The organism is Psychrobacter sp. ENNN9_III (genome assembly GCF_001462175.1).
Classification (GTDB): Bacteria; Pseudomonadota; Gammaproteobacteria; order Pseudomonadales; family Moraxellaceae; genus Psychrobacter.
Genome location: NZ_LNUO01000087.1, coordinates 1 through 7383, shown reverse-complemented (window position 1 = coordinate 7383; position 7383 = coordinate 1). Strand labels below are relative to the sequence as shown.

Annotated in this window: 7 protein-coding genes; all 7 read left to right on the top strand. The window is 45.6% G+C overall.

The genetic code is table 11. The annotated features are described in order from the left end of the window. Positions 1–121: 121 nt before the first annotated feature. Positions 122–901, top strand: a complete 780-nt coding sequence (locus PENNN9_RS05570) for a 1,6-dihydroxycyclohexa-2,4-diene-1-carboxylate dehydrogenase (protein WP_058368730.1) — start codon at positions 122–124, stop codon at positions 899–901. Positions 902–997: 96 nt separating this feature from the next. Continuing rightward, the gene (benE, locus tag PENNN9_RS05565; protein ID WP_058368729.1) at positions 998–2191 is read left to right on the top strand and encodes a benzoate/H(+) symporter BenE; all 1194 of its coding nucleotides are present in this window, start codon (positions 998–1000) and stop codon (positions 2189–2191) included. A 149-nt stretch (positions 2192–2340) separates the two neighbouring features. Next, positions 2341–3063, top strand: coding sequence for a 3-oxoacid CoA-transferase subunit A (locus PENNN9_RS05560; RefSeq protein WP_058368728.1), 723 nt, complete (start codon positions 2341–2343; stop codon positions 3061–3063). 26 nt (positions 3064–3089) lie between these two features. After that, on the top strand, positions 3090–3749 hold the full coding sequence (locus tag PENNN9_RS05555; RefSeq protein ID WP_058368727.1) for a 3-oxoacid CoA-transferase subunit B: 660 nt from the start codon (positions 3090–3092) through the stop codon (positions 3747–3749). A 98-nt stretch (positions 3750–3847) separates the two neighbouring features. Continuing rightward, positions 3848–5083: a 3-oxoadipyl-CoA thiolase gene (gene pcaF / locus PENNN9_RS05550; protein ID WP_058368726.1), complete on the top strand. Its 1236-nt coding sequence runs from the start codon at positions 3848–3850 to the stop codon at positions 5081–5083. Positions 5084–5135: 52 nt separating this feature from the next. After that, a complete protein-coding gene (gene pcaD / locus PENNN9_RS05545; RefSeq protein ID WP_058368725.1) occupies positions 5136–5918 on the top strand; it encodes a 3-oxoadipate enol-lactonase in 783 nt (260 codons plus the stop codon). A 102-nt stretch (positions 5919–6020) separates the two neighbouring features. Beyond that, positions 6021–7316, top strand: coding sequence for a M20 family metallopeptidase (locus PENNN9_RS05540; RefSeq protein ID WP_025643616.1), 1296 nt, complete (start codon positions 6021–6023; stop codon positions 7314–7316). Positions 7317–7383 lie beyond the last annotated feature (67 nt).

Sequence of the window (7383 nt, the reverse complement as noted above, 5' to 3'; positions counted from 1 at the left end):
TGCATACGCACAGCAAGCAAGAAAGTTTTTACCAGTAACACCTGCTAATTAGTATATTTAATTTGAATTAAATACATACAGATATGCTCTAGAAATACAGTTTCGTTTTTAAGGAATAGCAATGAGTAAGCGCTTTGATAATAAAGTATGTATCGTAACGGGGGCTGCGCAAGGTATCGGTCGCGGGGTTGCTTTACGCTTAGCAAGCGAGGGCGGCAAGATAGTCATGGCAGACTTCTCACCTTTAGTAGAAGACGTGTTGGCAGAAATCATTGCAAATGGTGGACACGCGACGACCATCCAAGCTGATCTTGAGACCTATCAAGGTGCACAAGAAGCTATTAATAAAGCGCTTGATACTTATGGGCGTATTGATGTGCTGGTCAATAATGTCGGCGGTGCGATATGGATGAAGCCTTTCGTCAATTTCTCAGAAGAAGAGATTAATAAAGAAGTCAGTCGCTCCTTATTTCCGACATTGTGGTGTTGCCGCGCTGTATTACCAACGATGATTGAGCAGCAGTCTGGTACTATCGTCAATGTGTCTTCTATCGCGACGCGCGGTATCAATCGCATCCCCTATTCTGCATCAAAAGGCGGCGTCAATGCCATGACCGCATCGCTCGCTTTTGAGTATGCAGATAATGGCATTCGAGTGAATGCAGTGGCGACTGGTGGCACAAAAGCGCCACCCCGAAAGATTCCACGTAACGCAAAGCCTTTAACTAATGATGAAAAATCATGGATGAATGCAGTCGTTGACCAGACCATTGACCGCACCTTTATGAAACGCTACGGTACGATAGATGAGCAAGTCAATGCCATTGCATTTTTGGCGTCAGATGAATCGTCATATATCACTGGTAGCACCATTCCTGTGGGTGGCGGTGACGAGGGCTAAGCGCACAGCAAGTGAGGAAAATTTATACCAGTAGTAAACGTATCTTTTTTTTGAACAGACTATGTTATGACTAGTGCTGATTTGCAAGGAAGCAATATGGCAACTGTAATTCAAACCTTGAAAGAAGACTGGTCGCTCTCCGCGTCCGTTGCAGGGTTTCTGGCCGTCCTTATCTCTTATGCTGGACCTTTGATTATCTTTTTTCAGGCAGCGCAGGCGGCGCAAGTCTCAGAAGCCATGATGGCCTCTTGGATTTGGGGTGTCTCAATTGGCGCCGCCGTATCTGGTATCTTCCTATCTATTAAATACAAAACGCCTATCATCACCGCGTGGTCAGCACCCGGTACAGCTCTACTGGTGACCGTATTTCCAGAGATGAGTATTAATGAGGCGATATCCGCTTATATTATCTCAGCGATTGTGATATTTTTGGTCGGTGCCACCGGCTCATTTGACAAGATTTTACAATGGATTCCGAATGGCATTGCTGCTGGCATGATGGCTGGCATTTTGTTTCAATTTGGCTTAGAGTTATTTGTCGCCACTGATACCATGCCAGTTATCGTCTTTAGCATGCTTGGTTGCTATCTATTTGCCAAGCGCTTTTCACCGCGCTACACCATGATTTGGGTATTGTTTTGTGGGGTTATTCTGAGTGTCATATTCGGCAAGATGAATCCTGTCGATATGAATTTAGCCATCACCATACCGACGCTTATCTGGCCTGAATGGTCATGGAATGCCACCTTTAACCTAGCTATCCCTCTTATCCTTGTCAGCTTAACTGGACAATTTTTACCCGGTATGGCTATCTTAAATCTCAGCGGCTATGACACGCCAGCCAAGCCTATTGTCAGTATCGCAAGCCTCGCCTCATTAGCGGTTGCCTGTGTTGGCGGCATCACAATCGTACTTGCAGCCATCACCGCTGCCTTATGTACAGGCAAAGATGCGCACGAGCTAAAGGAAAAACGCTATATCGCTGGAGTAGCCAATGGTATTTTTTATCTCTTGGGTGGTCTATTTGCTGGTAGTATTGTGATGGTATTTAGCTTATTGCCAAAAGAATTGGTCGCGGCACTGGCCGGTCTTGCACTTATCGGCGCTATCTCTGCCAACATTACTATGGCCATGAAAGATGATGAACAAAGGGATGCCGCTTTGATTACTTTTTTGGCGACAGCATCCGGCATGAGTTTTTTAGGTCTTAGTTCTGTATTCTGGGGTATTGTGATTGGCATGATTGCCTATTATGTGTTAAACAAAAAACGTTTATTGTCATTTGCTTAATAAGCCTGACTGTAAAATCTTTATGGTTTAAAACAATTACCAACAAACAATCTGAACTATTTAAATCTCTAAAGCATTTCAATTATTAAAGCACTAATAAATATCACAGCAGAAACGATTTCTAATATTACTTTTCATAGGATATGAATATGATTAATAAAGCGGATAAAAGTATAACGGACGTACTCAGCCAAATAAAAGACGGTGCTACTATCATGATTGGTGGTTTTGGTACCGCTGGTCAGCCAGCTGAGCTCATCGATGGGCTGATTAATTTGGGCGTAAAGGATTTGGTCATCATTAATAATAATGCCGGTAACGGCGACCATGGCCTTGCCAAACTCTTAAAAACATGCGCTGTGCGTAAAATCATTTGCTCTTTCCCGCGCCAATCGGACTCTTGGGTATTTGATGAGCTTTATCATGCTGGCAAGATTGAGCTGGAGCTAGTACCACAAGGCAATTTGGCTTGTCGTATTCAAGCTGCAGGTATGGGACTGGGCGCGGTATATACGCCAACAGGCTTTGGTACTTTGCTCGCAGAAGGCAAAGAGACTCGTCATATCGATGGTAAAGACTATGTTTTAGAATATCCAATCAAGGCGGATTTTGCTTTAATTAAAGCGTCCAAAGGCGATCGCTGGGGCAATCTGGTGTACCGCAAGTCTGCACGTAACTTCGGTCCAATCATGGCAATGGCAGCTGATGTAACTATCGCTCAAGTCTCTGAAACGGTAGATCTTGGTGAGCTTGATCCTGAGCATGTTATTACACCGGGTATCTTTGTGCAGCATGTGGTGCAAATCCAGCCTGCTAGTACTGAACCTGCTAGTGATGAATCTGCTAGCACAGCAACGACAGCCACCGCTTAATACTGCCAATTATAAGGATCGTCATCATGAGCCATACTTCCTACACCGTTTTGACCCGCGATCAAATCGCCGAGCGCGCTGCACAAGATATTCCAGATGGTGCTTATGTCAATTTAGGCATCGGACTACCGACCAAAATTGCCCAATACTTACCTGATGATAAAGATGTGTTTTTGCATTCAGAAAACGGCTTACTTGCCTTTGGACCGCCACCTGCTAAAGGCGAAGAAGATCCCGAGCTAATCAATGCTGGCAAAGAATACGTCACTATGCTCGATGGCGGTAGCTTCTTTCATCATGGCGACTCTTTTGCGATGATGCGCGGTGGTCATATCGACATTTGCGTGTTGGGCGCGTTTCAAGTGGCAGCCAATGGCGACTTAGCCAACTGGAGTACCGGTGCGACAGATGCGATACCTGCTGTCGGCGGTGCTATGGACTTAGCCGTCGGTGCCAAAAAAGTCTTTGTGATGACCAATCACACGACTAAGACTGGCGACCCTAAAATCGTCAGCGAGCTTACCTACCCTGTGACTGGCAAAAACTGCGTTGATCGCATTTATACTGATTTATGTGTCATTGATGTCACCGATAAAGGCTTAGCAGTCACCGAAATGGTCGATGGCATGAGCTTTGCGGACTTGCAAGCATTGACTGGCGCGGCGCTAATTGACGCTACTAAATAAAAAACCCTCTTAATCACAATTTAAGATAATCAAAGCTTAGAACAATCAAAGCTTTAATTAATAAAAATCCAGAACCCTCAAAATTCAGGATAATCACTATGACTGATTCAATCACTCGTTTAAATAACGCTTATATTATTGATGCCATTCGCACTCCTTTTGGTCGCTACGGCGGCAGTCTAGCACCCGTACGTGCAGACGACTTAGGTGCGATCCCTATCAAGGCGCTAATCGAACGTAATGCTAATGTCAATTGGGTAAAAGTAGATGATGTCATCTACGGCTGTGCCAACCAAAGCGGCGAAGACAATCGCAATGTCGGACGTATGTCGTCATTGCTGGCGGGTCTACCTTATCAAGTGCCGGCAACCACCGTGAATCGCTTGTGCGGCTCGTCAATGGATGCGTTAGCGATAGCGGCGCGCGCGATTAAAGTAGGTGAAGCCAATATCATTATCGCAGGTGGTGTCGAGAGCATGAGCCGTGCGCCATTCGTCATGGGCAAATCAGATCAAACGTTCGGTCGTAGTCAAAAGCTTGAAGATACCACTATGGGCTGGCGCTTTGTCAATCCAAAGCTCGATGAGCTATATGGCACAGAGAGCATGCCGCAAACCGCTGAAAATGTCGCAAAGCAATTCGATGTCAACCGTGCTGATCAAGATGCATTCGCCCTACGTAGCCAACAACGTACCGCAGCGGCGCAAGCGTCAGGATTCTTCAAAGATGAGATTACCCCTGTCGTCATCCCGCAGCGTAAAGGCGAGCCTGTCACTGTCGATACCGATGAGCATCCTCGTGCTGACACCACGCTTGAGAAGTTGACCAAACTGCGTCCTATCGTCACCGCAGATGGTACGGTGACGGCTGGTAACGCCTCTGGAATCAATGATGGTGCAGCCGCCTTCCTAGTGGCGTCAGAGCAAGCGGTGAAAGAGTTTAATCTAAAGCCGCGTGCGCGTATTGTGGCCTCAACTACGGTAGGCGTTGAGCCGCGTATCATGGGTTTTGCCCCAGCACCCGCAATCAAAAAACTGCTGAAGCAAACTGGGCTGTCACTTGATGAGATGGATGTCATTGAATTAAACGAAGCCTTTGCCGCCCAAGCCCTAGCTTGTACGCGTGACTTAGGATTGGCTGATGATAGCGAGCGCGTCAACCCTAACGGTGGTGCGATTGCCCTTGGTCATCCACTTGGCGCCTCAGGTGCACGATTGATTTTAACAGCGCTTAATCAACTGGAAAAAACAGACAAGCGTTATGCTATCTGCTCGATGTGTATTGGCGTTGGACAAGGTATCGCGATGATCATTGAACGTGTGGATAGTGAATAGCGCTTGCAGCGTTTTTTAACTTTATAATTATAAATAAGCGAGGTAACTATTTATGCCAGTATTCAAAAATAAAGACGTCGATATCAACTACGCAACCTTTGGCGATAGCAGCAACCCTGCTCTAGTATTCTCCAACTCTTTGGGTACCAGCTATCATATGTGGCAGCCGCAAATCGATGTCTTGCAAACTGAATACTTTATTATCTGCTACGACACCCGTGGTCATGGTAAATCCTCTGTACCAACAGGTCCTTATCGTTTGGATCAGCTTGGGCAAGATGTCATTGATTTGCTCGATCATCTAAGTATCGATAAAGCGTTTTTTTGTGGGATATCGATGGGCGGCATGACTGGTCAATGGCTGGCTATCCATCATCCTGACCGCTTTCATCACTTAATGCTATGCAATACCGCGGCAAAGATTGGTAATGAGGCGGCATGGAGAGATCGCGCGCAATTGGTTCGCGCGCAAGGTCTAGATCCTATCGCGGCTACCGCTGCTCCGCGTTGGTTCACAGCGGATTTTATCGATAGTTATCCTGATGTAGTCGCAGCATTGTCCAGCGCTCTCGCGGCTGGCAGTAGCGAGGGTTATGCCAGCTGCTGCGAGGCGTTATCTGTCGCGGATACTCGCGAGCAACTAAAAGATATTCGCGTACCTATCACCGTGGTGGCAGGTACCGAGGATCCAGTAACGACGGTTGCCGATGGTCAATATATGGTCGATCATATCCCCCACTCTACGCTTGCGACTATCGATGCCTCGCATATCTCCAATATTGAACAGCCTGAAGCCTTCAATCAACTAGTCAGGCAGTATTTGCATGATCAATAACTCTATTGCGGATTAAAAATTTTTATAAAACGTGAGAATAGAAAAGTAATTACAAGGAAGACACATCAATCAACCAACAAACCATCATTCAAGGAAGAAAGTATGAAACGATCATTATTATCATTGGCTGTCGGTATTATGGCCTGTAGCACCTTTAGCGCTCATGCCAACATCAACATCGATAAAGAAGTTAAAAGTGTTGAAAACAAAGTGATTGAATGGCGTCGAGATATTCACAAGCATCCTGAGCTGGGCAATAGAGAAACCCGCACTGCCGCTATTGTTGCCAAGCACCTAAAATCACTAGGTATGCAGGTCGAAACTGATATCGCACATACAGGCGTTGTTGGATTTTTGAAGGGTGCGAAACCTGGCCCTACAGTGATGCTACGCGCAGACATGGATGCCCTACCCGTTACCGAAAAGGCGGACGTACCTTTTAAATCCACCATTGTGACCAAGTACATGGGTGAAGAAGTTGGCGTGATGCACGCCTGCGGGCACGATACTCATGTCGCTATGCTTATGGGCACGGCTGAAGTACTAGCTGCGGTTAAAAATGAATTGCACGGCAATATTATGTTTGTGTTTCAGCCTGCTGAAGAAGGTGCCCCTGAGGGTGAAGAAGGCGGTGCTGAGCTTATGTTAAAAGAGGGTATATTTAAAAAGTATAAGCCTGAGGTGGCGTTTGGGTTACACATCACATCGAGTTTAAATAGTGGAAAAATTGGTTACCGAAGTGGCCCTGTTATGGCGAGTGCTGATAGCTTCGATATAACAGTAAATGGTAAGCAAACACATGGTTCAGCACCTTGGAACGGGGTCGATCCTATTTCAACTGCAGCGCAAATCGTAACCGGCGTGAATCATATAGTCAGCCGTCAAATTGATATTACCAAAGAGCCTGCCATTGTCTCCTTTGGTAAAATAGACGGCGGTGTACGCAACAATATTATTCCAGATAATGTCAATATGATTGGCACTATTCGTAACTTTGACATGGATAATCGCGAGCAGATTTTTAGTAATATAAAGACGACGGCAACTCATATAGCAATGGCATCGGGCGCCAAAGCTGACGTCAAAATCAACAAAGGTTATCCGGTCACGATTAACAACCCAGACCTTACCACGCAAATGTTACCGACGCTCAAAAACGTAGCAGGTACAGACAATGTATTAGAGATACCTAAAATAACAGCATCCGAGGATTTCTCCTTTTATGCTCAAGAAGTACCTGGTTTATTTTTCTTTTTAGGTGGGACACCAGCAGGCCAAGACCCAGCTAAAGCCCCCTATAACCACTCTCCCTACTTCTACGTAGATGAATCGTCATTTAAAGTGGGTACAAAAGCGCTTAGTCAGTTAGCAATAGATTATCTGGCTATGAAAAAGTAACTCTATAGTCAATTCGTTATAAAAACGATACAGCGAGACTGGTATAAATGGATTTTTTGAATCAATA

What these genes read in the sequence shown, in the direction of transcription:
- PENNN9_RS05570 (WP_058368730.1), top strand. Translation starts at nt 122, where the DNA reads ATGAGTAAGCGCTTTGATAATAAAGTATGTATCGTAACGGGGGCTGCG.
- benE (WP_058368729.1), top strand. Translation starts at nt 998, where the DNA reads ATGGCAACTGTAATTCAAACCTTGAAAGAAGACTGGTCGCTCTCCGCG.
- PENNN9_RS05560 (WP_058368728.1), top strand. Translation starts at nt 2,341, where the DNA reads ATGATTAATAAAGCGGATAAAAGTATAACGGACGTACTCAGCCAAATA.
- PENNN9_RS05555 (WP_058368727.1), top strand. Translation starts at nt 3,090, where the DNA reads ATGAGCCATACTTCCTACACCGTTTTGACCCGCGATCAAATCGCCGAG.
- pcaF (WP_058368726.1), top strand. Translation starts at nt 3,848, where the DNA reads ATGACTGATTCAATCACTCGTTTAAATAACGCTTATATTATTGATGCC.
- pcaD (WP_058368725.1), top strand. Translation starts at nt 5,136, where the DNA reads ATGCCAGTATTCAAAAATAAAGACGTCGATATCAACTACGCAACCTTT.
- PENNN9_RS05540 (WP_025643616.1), top strand. Translation starts at nt 6,021, where the DNA reads ATGAAACGATCATTATTATCATTGGCTGTCGGTATTATGGCCTGTAGC.